Origin of the sequence: Selenomonas oralis (assembly GCF_051603425.1) — a bacterium.
Classification (GTDB): Bacteria; Bacillota; Negativicutes; order Selenomonadales; family Selenomonadaceae; genus Selenomonas; species Selenomonas sputigena_A.
The window spans coordinates 2,092,353-2,109,661 of sequence record NZ_CP194411.1; the positions used below are offsets into that span (position 1 = coordinate 2,092,353).

A 17,309-nucleotide genomic window follows, 5' to 3' on the forward strand; every position below is an offset into this window, starting at 1 on the left:
GACAGAAAAGGAAAAGCGGGTGAGACGATGGAAAAGAAGAAAGTAGTTGTCGAGATTTTCGGCGAAACGTATCCGCTCCGAAGCGATGCGGGTGCTGATTATGTGCGAACGCTCGCCAAAATGGTTGACGACAAGATGCGCGATGTCGCGACGAAAACCCGCAGCTTTTCCGGCAACAAAATCGGTGTGCTTGCAGCACTCCAGATTGCCGATGAATACTTCAAGCTGAAAAAGGATTACGATGAATTGCTCGCCTTGCTGGAAGAACCGAATGGCTGAGCGAAATACAGCACGCAAACAAAAAAGCCTTCCGATTGAGGTAGGCTTTTTTGTTTGCGTGCTGTATTGGAAAAAGAAGGCGGTTGTTTTGGGGAGAAGGCAGACGCCGGAGGCGTCATAGGTGAGCTGCTCCTTCCAGAAGTTTCTCTTTGAGATTCTCATAGGCTCTCGTATAGTAGGCTCCGTTTTGTGATTCGCGATGGTCAAATCCGTAGGCGCGGCGGCTGACGGCGAGGATGGGGGGCGCTTGTATGCGCTTGGCGACGGCCATGCCGCAAAAGAGGTTCCACCAACGCTCAAGGTCGGCGATAAAAGCTTTGGCAGTCTTGAAGTGCAGGCGCACAAGGCCTTTTTCACATCCGATTCGCTGCTCAAGCGTGCCTTCGACATACCATTGCAGGATATCTTCCGGCGTGGCCTTTTCCCAACGTTCGATAAAGGCGCGGAAGAGGAAATCGTGGTAGGGATAGATAAGAGGATCGCCTTTGCCTTCGTCTACATTTTGTGCACTGGAAAGCTCGGCACTGGGCACGAGATTGATTGTCGCCTGCGGCACGACTTCGCGTCCAAAAACTGTTTCGTTCATATAGCGGGCGAGATTGTAGACCTGATATTTCCACAGATCGGCTAAGGCGGCGAGGAAGCCTGCCTGATCCCCGTAGAGTGTCGAGTAGCCGACGCTCGTTTCGGCTTTGTTCGCGTTGCAGGAGAACCCTCCGCCGAAGGCTGCGGCAATCGCTGCCAGGATGCGTGAGCTGCGGTCGCGTGCCTGAATGTTTTCCGCTGTAAAGGAAGAAACGGCAAGCTGTATTTTTTTGCCGGTCTTCAGAAGCTCGATGGGCGTGTCTTTGATTTGTGCCATCGTATGCTCTACGGATTCCTGGATAGGAAACGTGGCGTAATAGCAGCCAAGATTTTGGGCGAGCTCGTGTGCGAGCCCCTTCGTTGTTTCGGAGTTGAAGCGGCTCGGCATATTGACAAGAAGAACATTCTCGGCTCCAAGGACGCTTGTGTAGAGCGCGGCGGCAACGGCGGAATCAATGCCGCCTGAAGCACCGATTACGACTTTTTCCATACGGATTTTCGAGAGAAATTTCCTGATGCCATAGGAAAGCGCCTCATAGATTTGGGAGATTTCCGAAGAACTTTCGTGTATAACGGGAGGCAAGGCGGAGATTTCGCTGAAGTCAAGCATCGTCAGCTTCTCCTCATAAGGTTTTGCCGCAGCGACACAGACGCCTGCCGAATTATAGACAGCGCTTGAGCCGTCGAAGGTATAGACCGTTTTTCCATTGTCCTGCAGGCCGACATTGTTCACATAGAAAACCGGAGCCTGGGCAGCTTTTGCTTCTGCGCCAAAAACACGGTGCCGTTTTTCGTTTTTGCCCAAGGTATAAGGGGAGGATGAGATGTTGACATAAAAATCAATATTGCCTGCTTCACGCAGGAGCTTCATTGGATTCATTTCATAATTGTCGCTCCAGCCATCTTCGCAGAGCAGGCAGCCGATGTTCCAACGGCGGCCGTTGATTTTCAAGGACACGGGAGAGATCAGGCTGGCGGGGGTTGTGCCGAGTTCCCGCGCAAGCTTCTGCAGGCTGAAGAAATGGCGTGTATCGTCGAATTCACGGTAGTTGGGCATGAGTGTCTTGATGACGAATGGATAGGGCATGGCTTCGGGATGCAGCAGCTTCCCCTTATTTGCAAGAAAGCAGGCGTTGTATTTCCTGGGGCGGCCGTCGTTGTTTTTTTTACGCCAATCCACGGCGACGTTGCCGAAGATAATAGCAATGTCATCTGAAGCGGCTATGATGTCGGCGGCGCAGGCCTCGCAATCCCGTAAAAAAGCGTCCTGTTCCCAAGTATCGCCGAGCAGATAGCCGGGAATCGCCATTTCGGGGAAAAGGATGATGTCAGCATGGGCGTTTTTCGCTTCTTTAATGAAATGGAGCATTGTATTGGTATTCGTTGAGGGATGGCCGGGATGGATTTCCATTTGCGCGGATGCGATTTTCAGCAATTTGAGCACCTCTTTCCGGTAAAGGAATAGGCTTCCAAGAAAACCTATGGTATAATGGAGCTGTCCCGAGGGGCTGTGGATATGCTGCTATGTTATGATACTGAAAACCTCGGGCAAGGGGCGATGGAACGAATGAAAGGGACGAAAAAAACAAATGCGGCCCGGATTCTGGATGGGCTTGCGATTGCTTATGAACTGCGGGAGTTTCCTGTGGATCTGGACGATCTCAGTGCTGTCCATGCGGCGGAGCAGCTGAATATGCCGGTGCGGCAGGTCTTTAAGACGCTCGTTTGCCGCGGCGATAAGAAAGGGGTCGTCATGGCGTGCATTCCCGGCGAGGCAACGCTTGATCTGAAAGCTTTGGCAGCCGCTTCGGGAAACAAAAGGATCGAAATGGTGCCGTTGAAGGAAGTCCTGGGGTTGACCGGGTATATGCGCGGCGGCTGTTCGCCTTTGGGTGCAAAGAAGGAGTACCCTGTATTTCTTGATGCGTCCGCCATGGAATGGGACAGGATTGCCATCAGCGCAGGAAAACGCGGCGAACAGATTTTGCTCGCACCCTCTGATTTGGTGCGTGCCGTCCACGCGGTATCCGTTGCTTTGACACGTTAAGGCAGCCGAGCCACATATTTATTTTATTTTACCATGAAACCCCAAGAGGTCAAGCCGAAGGCGCAGACCGATTGGCGGGGGAAGTGCTGATAAAATGAAGTCCGTCAGGTGGGGGTAGATTTTTCGTTCGATCAAGAAGACAAACCGGACGCATAGCGGGGCTATGCGGAGGATTTGTCGACGCAGAGCGAGCGGAAAAGATGCGCTGAGATGGCGGGCTGAATTTATCAGCGCTTCCCCGGGTTTCTGTAAGGCGGGTGGACATATGTACAGCAGATCGCTAAGATTCAGTTTTTTAATAAAAGAGCGACAGGAATCTCGGACTTGTGCAGCATCAGAGCTGCTCGGCTGAACATATGTCCACCAAGTTTACCATGAAACCCCAAGAGGTCAAGCCGAAGGCGCAGACCGATTGGCGGGGGCGGCGCACAATGTCTACGAAGTGGACGTTTGTGCGTGTAGTATAAGAAGGCTCGGAAAGCAAGAAACGAGATGCGAATGGAGTGAAGGACTTGAAATACAGCAGCACAAGAGGCGATGGAACGAAAGTGGAATCGGCGCAGGCCATTATTCAGGGCTTGGCGGCAGACGGCGGACTCTTCGTCCCCGAGGCGATTCCCCGGGTCGATATGGATTTTATATCTTCTTTTAGGGAGCTTCCCTATGAAGAGCGGGCGAAGCGCATCTTACAGCTTTTCTTGACGGATTATACAGAGGAGGAACTTTCTGGCTGCATTTCCCGTGCTTATGGCAATGATCGCTTTGACAGTGTATGCATTGTGCCGATGGAATTCCTCGCGGATTTTCCTGTTCTTGAACTTTGGCATGGACCGACGAGTGCTTTCAAGGATATGGCTTTGCAGCTTCTGCCGCAGCTTTTGCAGACAGCTCTAAAAAAGACGGGGGAGAAAGCGGAAATTCTCATACTTGTTGCGACTTCTGGCGATACCGGAAAGGCCGCTCTTGAGGGCTTTGCTGATGTCGGGCAAATCCGGATTCTTGTATTTTATCCGTCCGGCGGGGTTTCAAAGATCCAATGGCTTCAGATGTGCACACAGAAGGGGAAGAATGTTGCCGTTGCTGCAGTCGAGGGGAATTTCGACGATGCGCAGAATGGTGTGAAGGAAATTTTCAACGATAAAACCTTCAATGAAAAGCTTCTGGCGCAAAATGTCAAGCTTTCCTCCGCAAATTCCATTAACTGGGGGCGTCTTGTACCTCAGATTGTTTATTATTTCAGCGCTTATGCCGATCTTTTGGAAAAAGGTGCGGTCAAGGCGGGCGACGAAATCAATTTCTGTGTACCGACAGGGAACTTTGGCGATATTCTTGCAGGTTATTATGCCAAACGTATGGGCCTGCCCGTACATAAACTCATCTGTGCCTCGAACAGCAACAACGTCCTGACAGATTTCTTGCAGACGGGCATTTATGACAGGAAACGTGATTTTCACAAGACGATATCGCCGTCAATGGATATCCTGATCTCAAGCAATCTTGAACGTCTGCTTTATCATGAGACGGGGGATGCCGAACAGGTCAAGGCATGGATGACACGTCTCGTGCAAGAGGGCAGATACGATATCGGTGCGTCTGTATGCAAGATGATCGGACAGACGTTTTGGGCGGATTGGGCAAATGATGCGGAGACAAAAGAAACGATCCGTGAAGTCTATGAAAAGGAGCATTATATACTCGATCCCCATTCTGCCGTAGCCTATCGTGCAGCCGAATCTTATCGCAGAGAAACGGGGGATATGAGACCGCTTGTTGTCGTGTCTACAGCAAGCCCGTATAAGTTCAGCGAAAGCGTGCTGGAGGCTTTGGGCATGGAGTGCGAAGAAGCCGATAAGTTTGCTTTGCTCGAGCAGCTGGCGTCGTTGAATGAAAGCTCCATTCCCAAGGGGTTGGCAAACTTGCGCAAGGCAGAGATTTTGCATAAGGACTCGTGCAGGAAAGATGAGATGCGTGAGGTTGTTCAAAAATTTGCGGTGAGATAAGAAAAGATGAAATCTTATAAAAAAAAATTGAAAATCAGCAGGATTTCCCTATAAGAGCGAGAAGAAATAAAGTATGGAGCACGTTCAAAACAATATCTCAGTGAATATTTATGAAAGAGGTAGAGCAACATGGCAAAACTCGATTTGACCAAGTACGGCATTACCGATGTGAAGGAGATTGTTCACAATCCATCCTACGCGCAGCTTTTTGAAGAGGAAATGAAATCTGATTTGACGGGCTATGAGAAGGGAAAGCTGACAGAACTTGATGCAGTAAATGTCATGACCGGTATATTTACAGGCCGCTCCCCCAAGGATAAGTATATCGTTATGGACGATAATTCCAAGGATACGGTCTGGTGGACTTCCGAAGCCTACCCGAACGATAATCATCCGCTCAGCCAGGATGGGTGGGAAGAACTCAAAAAAATAGCGAAGAAGGAACTTTCCGGCAAGCGCCTTTTTGTTGTCGATGCTTTCTGCGGGGCGAACAAGAATACGCGCATGGCCGTGCGCTTCATTGTCGAGGTCGCCTGGCAGGCGCATTTTGTCAGCAACATGTTCATTCTGCCGACGCCGGAAGAGCTTGAGAATTTTGAGCCTGATTTTGTTGTCTACAATGCCTCGAAGGCAAAGGTGGAAAACTACAAGGAACTTGACCTCCATTCCGAAACGGCGGTCGCCTTCAATATCACGAGCCGTGAACAGGTCATCATCAACACATGGTACGGCGGCGAGATGAAGAAGGGCATATTCTCGATGATGAACTACTATTTGCCGTTGAAGGGCATTGCTGCGATGCACTGCTCGGCCAATACCGATCTTAAAGGCGAGAACACGGCGATCTTCTTCGGCCTGTCCGGTACGGGCAAGACGACGCTCTCGACAGATCCGAAACGGCTTCTGATTGGTGATGACGAGCATGGCTGGGATGACAACGGCGTGTTCAACTTTGAGGGTGGCTGCTATGCGAAGGTCATCAACCTGGACAAGGATTCCGAGCCGGATATTTACAATGCCATTCGACGGGATGCACTCCTCGAAAATGTCACAGTAGATGAGAACGGCAAGATTGATTTTGCTGACAAGTCTGTGACGGAGAATACGCGTGTTTCCTATCCGATCGATCACATCAAGAATATTGTCCGTCCGATTTCATCCGCTCCGCCAGCGAAAGCGGTTATTTTCCTCTCGGCAGATGCCTTTGGCGTGCTGCCTCCGGTTGCTATTCTGACACCGGAGCAGATGGAGTACTATTTCCTCTCGGGCTTTACGGCGAAGCTTGCCGGTACGGAGCGAGGAATTACGGAACCGACGCCGACTTTCTCGGCTTGTTTCGGACAGGCTTTCCTTGAACTGCCGCCGACGAAGTATGCGCAGGAGCTTGTGAAAAGAGTGAACGAAAGCGGCGCCAAGGCATATCTTGTGAATACGGGCTGGAATGGAACGGGCAAACGGATTTCCATCAAGGATACACGCGGCATCATCGATGCGATTCTCAACGGTTCGATCAACAAGGCGCCGACGAAGAAGCGCAAATACTTTGGGTTCGATATTCCGACAGAACTCGAAGGCGTTGAAACGAAGATTCTTGACCCGCGTGACACTTACGCAGATGCGGCTGAATGGGAGAAGAAAGCGCAGGATCTCGCCGGACGCTTCATCAAGAACTTCAAGAAGTACGAGAGCGATGCCGAAGGCAAGGCTCTTGTTGCGGCCGGACCACAACTTTAAGATTGTTTTTCAGGGCTTCGCTGCTTCAGGTTTCAAGCGGCGAAGCCTTTTTTATTTGGGTCATGTCTTTGAACGGGGGATGGCTTATGGAGCTGAAGGAACGTCTTTCCGAGCTGCGGGGGATCGGGCCAAAGCGATACGAAGCATTGAAACAGATCGGGCTTCTTACGGTATATGATCTTCTGACCTATTATCCGCGCTCTTATGAGGATAGACGGCTTTTGACCCCGATTGCAGAGCTGGTTGTGGGTGAGCAGCAGGCCGTTTCGGGTATTCTCCGCCGCACGGCTGAAAAGGGGACGGGACGTGGGCTTCATATCCTGCGTGCTGATATCGACGACGGCACCGGTATGCTTGAGATCGTATGGTTCAATCAAAAATTTCTTAAGCCTAAGCTAAAGGCGGGGATGAGGCTATTTGCTGTTGGTAAGATCGAATATGCCTATGGCGGATGGGGAAAGCTTCAGATGAGCCAAGTGAAGGATTTTTCTTTGCTGGACAAAGGGGCAAAGGAAACAGATCTCTTGGGGATATTGCCTGTGTATGCGGCAACGGGGCAGCTCAGCCAAAAATTTTTCCGCAGTATTTTCCAGACACTTTTCCAAGGGCAGCCACAGATAAAAGAGATTTTGCCCGAAACCATTTGCCAGCGCTATCGTCTTTTGGAGCGAGGAGAAGCTTATCGTCAGGTGCATTTTCCGGAATCGCCCGAGGCTCTGCAGTCCGCACGGGAAAGATTGATTTTTGAAGAACTCTACCTGATCCAATGCGGCCTTCTTTTGCTTCGACGTGAAAGCCGCGAAAAGGAAAAAGGTGTGCGCCATCTTGGCTTCAGCCGATTGCTGAAGGAAACCTTTGCTGCTCTGCCTTTTGAATTGACATCGGATCAAAAGAGCGTATGGAGAGACGTGTCGCAGGATATGGAAACGGAAGTGCCGATGCGCCGTCTCGTACAGGGGGATGTCGGGTCGGGAAAGACGGTCATCGCCTTGCTGGCTCTTGTGAAGACCGTAGAGAATGGCTTTCAGGGAGCATTCTTGGCGCCGACAGAAATCCTTGCACGACAACATTTCGAGAAGTTCAGCAAGCTGCTCAATGTGTTGGGAGTTCGGCTCCTGCTCCTGACAGGGAGGCTCACGAAAAAAGAACGCGAGGCAGCTTATGAAACAATCAAGTCGCATGAAACAGATATTGTTATCGGTACGCATGCCTTGCTGCAGGAATCTGTAGTTTTTGCCGCGCTGGGGCTTGTGGTGACGGACGAACAACACCGCTTCGGGGTTGAGCAGCGTGCGGTGCTGGAAAAGCGGGCGGATCGTGTCCCCGATATGCTTGTGATGACAGCGACGCCGATTCCTCGCACGATGACGCTGACCGTATATGGCGATCTCGATGTTTCGCGCATAGAGCATTTGCCCCCGGGACGTATTCCGGTGCAGACTTTCGTGCGCACACCCGATAGGCGCATGTTGATTTATCGGTTTGTTTTGGGAGAAATTGCCAAAGGTCGGCAAGCCTATGTGGTTTGCCCGCTTATCGAGCACAATGATGAAATCGATTTGCCGTCTGCGGAAGAGGTCTATGAGGAGCTTCGCAGCGGTATATTTCAAGACAAGCGCTGCGGGCTTCTTCATGGCAGACTTACAAGCAAAGAGAAAGAAACGGTTATGGAAGCATTTCAGGCAGGCGAGCTGGATCTTCTTGTCACAACGACGGTTATAGAAGTCGGCGTCGATGTGCCGAATGCCAGCATCATGGTCATCGAGAATGCTGAACGTTTTGGGCTTGCCCAGCTGCATCAGCTGCGCGGCCGCATCGGCAGGGGGACATATCGCTCCTATTGCATTCTCGTTTCAGCGGCGCGTACGGAGATTGCCCGCCAGAGGCTTGCTCTCATGCAGTCCGTTGCCGATGGATTCGTGCTTGCGGAGGAGGATTTGAAACTGCGCGGTCCCGGCCAATTCTTCGGGTCGATGCAGCACGGCTTGCCCGATCTCAAGATGGCCGATGCACTTCGGGATGTGGATATCCTGCTCCAAGCGCGGCGGGCGGCGCTTGAGACGATGGAGGACAAGAAGTCCCGTGAAGATGTCGCAGCTATTTTGCAGCTTGAGTACAAAGAGGTTTTTCAAAAAATCACCGAAGTTTGAGTGTATATATGGATGGGGTTTTGTGAAAAGCTTCGTTGGTGTAAAAACACTGCTTATCAAAGTCAGGCAGGAGTCTTGGGGATCCGTGTGGCGGACTCTGGGGAAGCGTTCGGCGCAAGAAGATGTAGGGTGTGGGCGGATTTCGGGAAGTGTACCGGTGAACTGGGGTAGTAAATCGTTATCCAAAATGCTTTATTTAAAGACGAAATATGGACATACATTGAAGGCAGATACTTTAAGGATGACAGTATGTATCAGAGAATATCTTGATACATACTGTCAGGGGAGTTTCTATTGACTTTTTCTGTCTGCTTCATATACAATATACTCACGTCAGAGCCTGTGGGCATTTGCCTGCAAGTCTCTCTTGAAGGGGGCGCATATCTTGATAAGGGTATTGGTCAGTGGTGCCTGCGGTCGTATGGGGCAGGCTGTCGTCAAGGCGGTATTGGAGGACGGTGAGCTTGAGCTTGTCGGTGCGGTCGATATCCATGGCGGCATGGATGCGGGTGAGATGGCTGGCTGCGGCAAAAGCGGCGTGCTGGTGGGCACGGATCTTTTGGCGGAGCTGAAAGAAAAGAAACCCGAGGTCATGGTGGATTTCACACGCCCCGATACGGTATACAGAAATGCGGTGATGGCTGTAGAACATGGGGTTTCCCCTGTCATTGGCACGACGGGCATGTCTGCGGATGATAAAGAAAAACTCCATCAAATGGCATTGGAAAAAACGACACCGGTTTTTCTTGCGCCGAATTTCGCCATTGGCGCCGTTCTCATGATGCTTATGAGCCGTCAGGCCGCGAAATACATGCCGCAGGTTGAAATCATTGAACTGCATCATGACAAGAAGCTTGATGCGCCGTCCGGCACAGCGCTTCAAACAGCCGAGATGATTCGTGAGGTACGCGGGGCTGTTCGACAGGGGCATCCTGAGGAAACGGAAAAACTTCCTGGTGCACGCGGTGCGGAAATTGACGGTATGCGTATCCATAGCGTAAGACTTCCCGGCTATGTCGCGCATCAGGAAGTTATTTTCGGCGGTTTGGGACAGACTTTGACCATACGCCATGATTCCATCAACCGCGAGTCGTTCATGCCGGGAGTTGTTCTGGCCTGCAAAAAGGTACGTGCGCTTTCGGGGCTTGTCATCGGACTTGAGAAGTTGCTGGACTGACATCAGGTTTGCTCTATGGGGCAAGAAAGAATCACGACAGGAGTTGTTAGCGTGAAAAAATATAATGTAGCGATCATGGGCGCGACGGGTGCTGTAGGTCAGGAGTTTTTGAACCTGATCGAAGAGCGCAGTTTCCCGTTTGCCGAGCTTCGGCTGTTGGCATCCTCGCGTTCGGCAGGCAAGAAAATCGAATTTATGGGCAAGAGCTATACGGTTCAGGAAACACGGGCGGATTCTTTTGAAGGTATAGATATCGCCCTTTTTGCAGGCGGCAGTGCGAGCAAGACGTTTGCCCCGGCAGCAGTGAAGGCCGGAGCTGTCGTTATTGATAATTCGAGCACGTTTCGCATGGATCCCGAGGTGCCGCTTGTAGTACCCGAGGTCAACCCGGAGGCATTGAAGGGACACAAGGGAATTATTGCAAATCCGAACTGTTCGACGATCATCATGGTTATGGCATTGAAGCCTTTGCGCGATCTTGCGCCTATCAAGCGTGTGGTTGTTTCAACGTACCAGGCGGTTTCAGGAGGCGGCAAGGAAGCTATGGCGGAACTTGAGCAGCAGGTGGCCGATATTGTGGCGGACAAGCCCGTGACAGCGAATATTCTGCCGGGAGCATCACTCAAGAAGCACTACCAGATTGCTTTCAATTTGATTCCGCAAATTGATGTATTCAAGGACAATCTCTATACAAAAGAGGAAATGAAGATGATCGACGAAACGCGCAAGATTCTTTCTGAGCCTGATCTGCGTGTGACGGCAACGACGATTCGCGTTCCGGTTTACCGCAGCCATGCGGAGTCGGTCAATATCGAGTTTGCGCAAGAGGTCACGGTCGAAGCGGCGCGCAGTGCGATTGACGCTTTCCCCGGCGCAAGGCTTAACGACAATCCGGATGAGCAGGCGTATCCCATGCCGCTCTTCACCTCGGGCAAGGACGATGTGGAAGTCGGGCGCATCCGCCGCGATGAGTCGGTGGAGCATGGCTTGAATCTTTGGGTTTGCGGTGACCAGATTCGCAAAGGAGCGGCGCTGAATGCACTGCAGATTGCAGAATACATGATGAAACATGATATGCTTCGATAAGGACAGGCAGCTTGATGCGAGGAGGGAAAGCAAAAGATGGTCAGCGATGAAACGATGATGTTCCGCTTCGGTACAGAGGAAAACAAGGCTGAAACCATTATCCGCGATGTTTGTGGAGCGATGGAAGAGAAGGGATACAATCCCATTAACCAACTCGTTGGATACCTTCTTTCCGGCGATCCGGCCTATGTGACGAGCTACAAGGAGGCGCGCAGCAAGGTGCGCTCCTTGGAACGCGATGAGCTTCTTGAAGAGCTTGTGCATTTCTATGTAGAGGCGCACAGGGGGCAGAAGGCGTGACGAAACGTGTTCTCGCACTGGATGTCGGCGACCGCACGATCGGCGTTGCTGTGAGTGATGCGCTTGGAATTACAGCGCAGGGAGTTGAGACGATACGACGCAAGTCATGGGATAAGGATTTTGCTAGGCTCGCGGAGCTTATGAGGCTCTATGAGACTGATGCTTTTGTCATCGGTTTCCCAAAAAACATGAATGGTACACAGGGAGAGCGCTGCGATATTGTGCGCGATTTTGCTGCGAGACTGCAGGAAAAAATCACTGGCAGCAAGGTTGTTTTTTGGGACGAGAGACTGTCGACAGTAGCTGCGGAGCGCTCCTTGATTGCGGCTGATGTGAGCCGTGCCAAGAGACGCAAGGTCATAGATAAGATGGCTGCTGTTTTCATCCTGCAGGGTTATTTGGACAATATGGGAATGCGCGGTTGATAAAGATTCGGCGCGAGCGTAAAGAAATGAGGCGGAAGTTATGAAAGATAAGGAAAAGGATTGGCTGGAAGAGGATGTTGTTGTTGAGATGACAGATGAAGAGGGAAACAGCTATTATTACCGGCAGGAAATGATCATCCCGGTCGGTGATGACAAGTTCGCGCTTCTTGTTGGAATCCATGATGAGGAGGAAGAGCATACGCATAGCTGCGGCTGTGGCTGCGGCGAGCATGACGAGGATGTGCTCATTGCCAAGATCGTTGTGGATGAGGACGGTGAGGAAGAGTACGTCGAGCCTACGGATGAGGAATTTGATGCTGTGCAGCAAGCCTACGATGAGCTTATGGACGAGGAAGAAGAAGACTGAAAAAATAGAGGAGTCGGCAACGGATATGCCGGCTCCTTTGCTTTGTCATGAAGCTTGGCTGCGGTAGGAGGACGGCGCAGGCGGTTTCTTTGACTGGCAGTGTTTGACAGCATTGGCTCATCATGCTAGAATAAAGGAATCGCTGAGGCGGAGATGCGGACGTGGCGGAACTGGCAGACGCGCTGGACTTAGGATCCAGTGCCGCAAGGCATGGAGGTTCGATTCCTCTCGTCCGCACCAAGTGAATAACGTGAAGTCCGGTATATCTGGGCTTTTTCTTTTAGGAGAGAAATCGCTGATAAATTCAGCATCGTTATCTTGGCGCATTTTTTCGCACACTCTGCGTCGGAAAATCCTTCGCATAGCTTGCTGCGCATCCGGTTCGCCTCCCTGATCGGACGAAAAACTTGCATCAATCTGACGGACTTCATTTTATCCGTGTTTCTCTAAAGGCAGGAAAAATCCAAAATTTGTAGAATATTCAATATAAAGGTTTTGGGTGATGCACGGGGAGGCGAGCGCTATGCCGATGTTCAAGAAATCCATGCTTGTTCTTTTGGCGCTTGTCGCATTGGCGGCGGGCGGCGCTGTTTTTTATGGCTACCATACCCAGGAAGAGGCTGTGTCGCTCGATGCGGGCGATGTCGTGGGCATGGAGACGCAGGAAATCGTCGTCTATGTTTCGGGCGCGGTCAATCGGCCGGGCATCGTGCGGCTCGCAGAGGGAGCGCGCGCGAAGGACGCCGTCGATGCCTGCGGCGGCTTTTTGCCCACGGCGGATGCGAACGGCGTGAATCTCGCGCAGAAGCTCAAGGATGGTATGCAGGTAAAAGTACCGGAAAAAATTCTGCCTCCTGCCGGAGTGCCACAGGGAGAAACGGCGCTGCAGGCCGGCGGGACAAGAGGCGGAGCGAGCGCGGTCATGCCGGATGGCAGAATCAACATCAATATAGCTGATGAAAAGGATCTCGATAAGCTGCCCGGAATCGGCCCCGCCATGGCGAAACGGATTATCGAGTACCGCACGGAAAACGGCGCTTTCCAGGCGCCCGAGGAAATCAAGCGCGTCAAGGGGATTGGCGATGCGAAGTATGAGAAGATGAAGGATAAGATTGCATTGTAGGCTGGGAAAAGTCATTTCCGTCTTGGGGCAGACAAAGTATCGTACGAACGGTTTGCTGCTCATCTATATGTATGACGGAGTTGATGTGAGTTTAATCGACTGGGGTAGCGACGGAAGATATACGGTGTACATGATCGAGACGAATCAGAAGGGGACGGCGAGCACCGTGGACGGTGTGAGTGTCGGTATGCCGGAATCGATTCTGTCCGAGGTTTACGGCACAGCAGATGAAGTGAAGATAGAAAAGCGCATGGCGCCGAAACTTCCTGAGAAGGAAATGCAAGTCTACAGACACAAGGTAGACGAGATGGTAACGGTGTATACCTATAATGTAAACGCGGCGAACAGCATGTCGTTCACGGTGAAAAGGGGAATTATCACTAGGATTGTGATCAATGTGTATGATTAGGTGCGATTGAATCATATAGGGAAGCGCTGATGTGTGAAGATACCACATAAAATCATGAGAGGGATGACATTTAAGATGGGACGAGGCAGATATGGATAGGCAGAAGAAATATGCGATACTGCTTGCTGTTTTTGTTGGCGTTCTTATAGGGGCAGGAGTGGCTTATTTGGCATCGCATGTGGGAAGAGATGCGGTGTCGTCTGATGTCCGTGAAGAACCCGTTAAGGTCAAAACGCATGAAGAAAAAACGGAAAAGAAAGTTGAGAATATTTACAATATCGGGATCACTGAAGAGGAATTTCGCCAAAGATTTAATAAAATTGCGGACGAATATGAATTGGATTTACGGTTAACCAAAAGACATATTTATGAAGGGACTCATGCGAACGTTTATGAAGCTCCTTTAAATATAAATTCTTCATTAACTGTATCTTATGAACCGGACACGGGACTCGTACGAGGCGTTCTCTTATCAGGAACGACGGCAACTGAGATTGAGTCAGTTCGTTTCCTTTCTGCGATGGAGAGGACAAGGTGATGTTCTTTGCTGTTGCAAAAGATATCAGCACCGAAGCCAATGCATCACTTGGAAGAGATGCGCCGCATAATATCATCACCGATATTGTGAATTATATGGCTTGGGATTATGCTAACCAGAACTCGCATAATGCAACGACGGATACTATGCCGAACAAGAAAAATAGCCCACAAAGTTCATCTGTAGAAATGTCTCTGGGCGGAATCGCTATTGGCGATACAAAAAACAGGGTTTATTCTATGTTGGGAAGAGAATCAAGGATTTCTTACGAAGGCAGCTATAGCGATCCTCGTTACCAGTATCCGAATATGGAAGTGGTCATGTCTGGAAATATTGTCACAGCATTCGTTTCTAAAAATGCAATGGTCAAAACGGGACGCGGGATTGGCGAGGGAAATAGTGTTCAAGACGTATTGGCGGCCTATGGTAAGGCAGATATGATTATGGAGTATGATGGCTATCTTCTCTATGAATACAAATTCGTCTCTGCGAATGGAAGAAACTGTCTATTGCGCTTTGCGATGAAAAATGGTACAGTCTCGTACATTAGCGGGAGAGTTGCAGAGTAATAGGACGACAACAAGGAAGCTGAGAGGCGTGGTTTTGCCATGAAGACAGGACAGCAGCAGCTCGTTTTTCTCAACGGGCTTTTCCTTGTGCTTTTGCTCGGCATCTATGGCGAGGATTTGCTGCATGTCTCGCTTGGCGCTCTCGCCCTCAGCATGGCGGGGTTCTTTTTCTTGTCGCTTTTTCTTCTCGTGCGTGAGAGCAGCAGGACGTGGCTGGCGTTCTTGCTGCTCTTTCTTTTTTTCGGCGCGTGGCGTTTCGCTTGGGGCGAGGCTCTGCCCGTTGATGATGTTTCGCATTTCATTGGGCGTGAGGCTTCAGTCGAGGGCGTGCTCGTCGAAGCGCCGCATGTGCGGCGGACGGCGCAAGGTGTGTTTGTGCGCTATACGGTGGCGGCGAAGCGCGTGCGCCTGCGTGGTGAGGAGCAGACGGCGTCGGGCACGCTCTACGTCTCGGAGATGCGCGAGGGTGTCGGCGATTTGCCTGAGATTGGCGCGGAAATCACGGCTTTTGGGAAGGTTAAGGGCATCTACGGCTACGGCAATCCTGGGCGCATTGATGTGGAGCGTGCGGCGGCGGTCAAGGGCGTGCGCGCGCGTCTCTCGGCGAAGAAGCCCGGGATTCGTTGGGAAGCGGGGGAGGCATATCCCGTGCTGCGATGGAGCGAGCGAGTGCGCTCGGCATATCGCGCTTCGATGGAGAGCGTGATGCCGAAGGAAGATGCGGCGGCGATCTTTGCCATGCTCTTTGGCGGCTACGAGGGTATAAAGCCCGAGCTTGTCGAGGCGTTCACGGCGACGGGCATCGTGCACATCCTTTCGGTGTCGGGTTCGCACATCACGCTCTTGGCGGCGGTTATGGCCTGGCTCGGTGCGATCCTTCGCCTGCGCCCCACTGTGACGGCGGTATTCGTCGCTGTTGTCATTTCCCTGTACTGTGTGCTTGCGGGTTGTGTGCCGCCGGCACTGCGCGCGGGCGCGATGGGGCTTCTCGCTTTCTTTGCGCTTGCCTGGGAGCGCGAGAGCGACGCGCGTCGGCTTCTGGTGCTCGTCGGCATGGCGCTGCTCTTCTTCGAACCGCTCTTAGCATTTGATGTCAGTTTCCAGTTGTCGTTTGCCGCGACGGCAGGGCTTCTTTACCTCGCGCCGCCTTTTGATTCATGGCTTTCGCGCCTGCGCTTTTTGCCGCGTTTTGCGGCGATGAGCCTTGCCGTCACGCTTGGGGCGCAGCTTGCGACTGTGCCGTTCCTCGCATGGTATTTCCATCGTCTGTCGCTTTCGTCTCTTGCGGCCAACATCGTCGTCGTGCCCGTTGTGGAGCTCGTTATTGTTGCAGGGCTTTTTGCGGGGCTCGTGTCCTTTGTGTTGCCGTTTTTGGCGAAGATTGTCTTTCTGGCGGACAGTTTGCTCTTGGGCCTTGTTTACGAGTGTACGCGGCTCCTGGCGCATGTGCCGGGCGGCGAGGTGTATCTGCCGACGCTTTCTGCACCGCTCGCGCTCGCCTACTTCGCTGTCCTAGCCGTATTCGTGCAGCCCGAAGAGCGGCGCGCCGTCGTATTCTCTTGGTGCAGCAAACAGCGCAAGCCGCTTCTTGCTTCTGCTCTCCTCATCGTTTTTGCAATGGCTCTATGGCAGATTTTACGTCCGCAGGAGATGGCGGTTCATTTCATCGACGTGGGACAAGGCGATGCGGCTCTTGTTGTGACGCCGCATGGAAGGGCGCTGATGATCGATACGGGCGGCACGCGCGATGCTTCTTTTGATTTTGGTACGCGCGTGGATGTACCATATCTCTGGCATTACGGTGTGCGGCAGCTTGACTATATTATCCTGACGCATGCGCATGAGGACCATGCGGGCGGTACAGGCGGCATCCTGCGCCATATACCCGTGGGAATGGTGCTCACGGCCCACGAGGGACGGATGGAATATGCGCGTGTCCTGGGGTTTTCCCCGACTGCGCCTGAAATGAGGAAGATTGTTCCTGCTGAGGCAGGGGAGCATATCGAACTTGACGGCGTTGCTGTCGATATTCTTTATGCGCCGGAAAAAGCGGCGAATGGGGAAGTCGGGGCAGGAATAACGGGCAACGAGTTGTCGAATGTCATCCGCGTGCGTTATGGTGCGGCAACCTTCCTTTTTACGGGGGATTTGGAGGCTGCTCAGGAACAGCATATGCTTGAAGAAGGAAAAAATCCTAAGTGTACGGTACTCAAGGTGGCGCATCATGGTTCAAAAACCTCGACAACGGAAGTTTTTCTTGCGGCAGCCCAGCCGCATTATGCTGTTATCAGTGTAGGCAGAGAAAATAATTTCGGGCATCCTGCGCCGGAGGTCGTCAAACGGCTGGAAAAAGAAGGCGCAAAACTTTACCGTACGGATAAAGATGGAGCGATTGTTTTTCGCACGGATGGGAAAAAAATGCGTGTGGAAAAATTTCGTTAAGAACAATGGCGAAATGTCGGATAGCGTTGATTTTTCTGAAGAAGGAAAGTTTGTGTAAGAGGAAGAATAAAAAAACAG

General features: G+C 51.7%; 16 protein-coding genes and 1 tRNA gene. 16 read left to right on the forward strand and 1 reads right to left on the reverse strand.

All coding sequences use genetic code 11. The features are described 5' to 3' along the window. Nucleotides 1-27 precede the first annotated feature (27 nt). Nucleotides 28-279: a cell division protein ZapA gene (locus ACRTGH_RS09955; protein WP_368846186.1), complete on the forward strand. Its 252-nt coding sequence runs from the start codon at nucleotides 28-30 to the stop codon at nucleotides 277-279. A gap of 115 nt (nucleotides 280-394) precedes the next feature. Here the strand turns inward: ACRTGH_RS09955 and nadE are convergent, their stop codons facing one another. After that, a complete protein-coding gene (gene nadE, locus ACRTGH_RS09960) occupies nucleotides 395-2,299 on the reverse strand; it encodes an NAD(+) synthase (RefSeq protein ID WP_368846185.1) in 1,905 nt (634 codons plus the stop codon). 81 nt (nucleotides 2,300-2,380) lie between these two features. On the opposite strand from nadE, the gene ybaK reads away from it, so the two are divergent. The 15 genes from ybaK (at nucleotide 2,381) to ACRTGH_RS10035 (ending at nucleotide 17,231) form a co-directional block, all read left to right on the forward strand. After that, on the forward strand, nucleotides 2,381-2,911 hold the full coding sequence (ybaK, locus tag ACRTGH_RS09965) for a Cys-tRNA(Pro) deacylase (RefSeq protein ID WP_438474291.1): 531 nt from the start codon (nucleotides 2,381-2,383) through the stop codon (nucleotides 2,909-2,911). Between the two features lie 512 nt (nucleotides 2,912-3,423). Next, on the forward strand, nucleotides 3,424-4,911 hold the full coding sequence (gene thrC / locus ACRTGH_RS09970; RefSeq protein WP_438474875.1) for a threonine synthase: 1,488 nt from the start codon (nucleotides 3,424-3,426) through the stop codon (nucleotides 4,909-4,911). A 129-nt stretch (nucleotides 4,912-5,040) separates the two neighbouring features. Beyond that, on the forward strand, nucleotides 5,041-6,645 hold the full coding sequence (gene pckA, locus ACRTGH_RS09975) for a phosphoenolpyruvate carboxykinase (ATP) (RefSeq protein ID WP_368846183.1): 1,605 nt from the start codon (nucleotides 5,041-5,043) through the stop codon (nucleotides 6,643-6,645). A gap of 86 nt (nucleotides 6,646-6,731) precedes the next feature. Then, a complete protein-coding gene (recG, locus tag ACRTGH_RS09980; protein ID WP_368846182.1) occupies nucleotides 6,732-8,795 on the forward strand; it encodes an ATP-dependent DNA helicase RecG in 2,064 nt (687 codons plus the stop codon). Nucleotides 8,796-9,180: 385 nt separating this feature from the next. After that, nucleotides 9,181-9,972, forward strand: a complete 792-nt coding sequence (gene dapB / locus ACRTGH_RS09985; protein WP_368846181.1) for a 4-hydroxy-tetrahydrodipicolinate reductase — start codon at nucleotides 9,181-9,183, stop codon at nucleotides 9,970-9,972. Between the two features lie 51 nt (nucleotides 9,973-10,023). Next, nucleotides 10,024-11,058: an aspartate-semialdehyde dehydrogenase gene (locus tag ACRTGH_RS09990; protein ID WP_368846180.1), complete on the forward strand. Its 1,035-nt coding sequence runs from the start codon at nucleotides 10,024-10,026 to the stop codon at nucleotides 11,056-11,058. A gap of 36 nt (nucleotides 11,059-11,094) precedes the next feature. Beyond that, on the forward strand, nucleotides 11,095-11,358 hold the full coding sequence (locus ACRTGH_RS09995; protein ID WP_368846179.1) for an IreB family regulatory phosphoprotein: 264 nt from the start codon (nucleotides 11,095-11,097) through the stop codon (nucleotides 11,356-11,358). Then, complete coding sequence (gene ruvX / locus ACRTGH_RS10000; RefSeq protein ID WP_368846178.1) at nucleotides 11,355-11,783, forward strand: Holliday junction resolvase RuvX; 429 nt, start codon at nucleotides 11,355-11,357, stop codon at nucleotides 11,781-11,783. The genes ACRTGH_RS09995 and ruvX overlap by 4 nt, the downstream gene beginning before the upstream one ends. A gap of 40 nt (nucleotides 11,784-11,823) precedes the next feature. Continuing rightward, nucleotides 11,824-12,150 carry a DUF1292 domain-containing protein gene (locus tag ACRTGH_RS10005; RefSeq protein ID WP_368846177.1) on the forward strand — a complete coding sequence of 109 codons (327 nt, stop codon included), beginning with the start codon at nucleotides 11,824-11,826 and terminating at the stop codon, nucleotides 12,148-12,150. A 155-nt stretch (nucleotides 12,151-12,305) separates the two neighbouring features. Next, a tRNA-Leu gene (locus tag ACRTGH_RS10010) sits at nucleotides 12,306-12,390 on the forward strand. A 283-nt stretch (nucleotides 12,391-12,673) separates the two neighbouring features. Then, the gene (locus tag ACRTGH_RS10015; RefSeq protein ID WP_368846176.1) at nucleotides 12,674-13,273 is read left to right on the forward strand and encodes a helix-hairpin-helix domain-containing protein; all 600 of its coding nucleotides are present in this window, start codon (nucleotides 12,674-12,676) and stop codon (nucleotides 13,271-13,273) included. Further along, nucleotides 13,263-13,682, forward strand: coding sequence for a hypothetical protein (locus tag ACRTGH_RS10020; protein ID WP_368846175.1), 420 nt, complete (start codon nucleotides 13,263-13,265; stop codon nucleotides 13,680-13,682). Before ACRTGH_RS10015 ends, ACRTGH_RS10020 begins: the two co-directional genes overlap by 11 nt. Before the next feature lie 91 nt (nucleotides 13,683-13,773). Beyond that, nucleotides 13,774-14,220 carry a hypothetical protein gene (locus tag ACRTGH_RS10025; protein WP_368846174.1) on the forward strand — a complete coding sequence of 149 codons (447 nt, stop codon included), beginning with the start codon at nucleotides 13,774-13,776 and terminating at the stop codon, nucleotides 14,218-14,220. Next, entirely contained in the window at nucleotides 14,220-14,789 is a 570-nt protein-coding gene (locus ACRTGH_RS10030) for a hypothetical protein (protein ID WP_368846173.1), read from the forward strand. Before ACRTGH_RS10025 ends, ACRTGH_RS10030 begins: the two co-directional genes overlap by 1 nt. A 39-nt stretch (nucleotides 14,790-14,828) precedes the next feature. Continuing rightward, nucleotides 14,829-17,231: a DNA internalization-related competence protein ComEC/Rec2 gene (locus tag ACRTGH_RS10035; protein WP_368846172.1), complete on the forward strand. Its 2,403-nt coding sequence runs from the start codon at nucleotides 14,829-14,831 to the stop codon at nucleotides 17,229-17,231. Nucleotides 17,232-17,309 lie beyond the last annotated feature (78 nt).